At 55.9% G+C, this 1,117-nt stretch carries 2 protein-coding genes; both read left to right on the top strand.

The window, feature by feature from the left end; all coding sequences use genetic code 11:
* The coding region (locus VZ95_RS26240; RefSeq protein WP_045777410.1) for a hypothetical protein at positions 1 to 386 on the top strand (386 nt) is incomplete at its 5' end.
* Between the two features lie 294 nt (positions 387 to 680).
* A partial coding sequence (locus tag VZ95_RS19880; RefSeq protein ID WP_408606115.1) for an ABC transporter ATP-binding protein occupies positions 681 to 1,117 on the top strand: 437 nt, incomplete at its 3' end.

Here is a 1,117-nt window from a genome sequence, read left to right as displayed (position 1 = left end):
ATTTCTATACGAATAACGCCCAGGAACGGGAGGCGGTTCTGAGCGGGGCCACCAGCTATGTCAACGAAGGCGAAGCCTTCCGCACTGTTGCGAGCGGAACCACAATTTCCGTCTATCGGTTTTACAATACCAGCACGGGGACGCATTTCTACACGGCAAGTTCGAGCGAGCGCGACGCTGTGCAGCAACTCGCCCAGTATAATTACGATGGCGTTGCCTATCAGGCGAGCGCAACCCAGGCAGCGTCGTGGCTCGACCCGCTCTACCGCTTCTACAACACCAACACCGGCACGCATTTCTATACGGCGAGCGCGACGGAACGGGCGGCGGTGGCCAAGCTCGTCGGCTTTGTCGATGAAGGGATCGCCTATTACGTCGATGCGTAAGGGGCATATTTTTACACAAGGGATGTGCAGGAAAACCATCGGGGGCACCGGGCGTGCCGCGATGGTTTTTCAGCCCCAGGGCGGCACAGCAGGTTTTGAGGTCGTTTAGGCGTGTTATTTTCGGTTAAAACTTAACGCGCACGTCATGTTTTTGCGCTGCAAAAGCGCTGAGATAGGGGCATTCCCCCGCACGAATCACCTTGACACTTTACGGGTGCGGATAACACTCTCTATCAGGAACCGGGGTATAAGCGCAGCAAAATTACAATGCGCAGCCCTGAAATGGGGGGAAACGTGACGGAACCGTTGCTTGACGTGGCGGGAGTGTCGCTGCGCTTTGGGGGCATCCGTGCTCTCACGGACGTAAGCTTCACTGTCCGCAAGGGTGAGATTTTTTCGATCATCGGGCCGAATGGCGCGGGTAAAACCTCGATGCTGAACTGCATCTCGGGGCGCTACACGCCGTCCGACGGTAAGGTGCGTTTCAAAGGCCGCGATGTAACGGCGCTGAAGCCGAATAAGCGCGCCGATTTGGGCATTGGCCGCACCTTCCAGAACCTAGCCTTGTTCGGCCATATGAGCGTGCTCGATAATATTATGGTCGGCCGTCACCATCTTCTGAAGAATAATTTCTTCACCGGGGCGCTCTATTGGCTTACCGGCGCGCGGCGGGAAGAACTTTCCCATCGCCGTGATGTCGAAACCATTATCGATTTCTTGGAAATTCAACA

The organism is Elstera litoralis, from assembly GCF_000963705.1.
GTDB classification, from domain to species: Bacteria; Pseudomonadota; Alphaproteobacteria; order Elsterales; family Elsteraceae; genus Elstera; species Elstera litoralis.
Note: the sequence above shows the minus strand (reverse complement) of the source record. Positions and strands in the feature narration are given on the sequence as shown.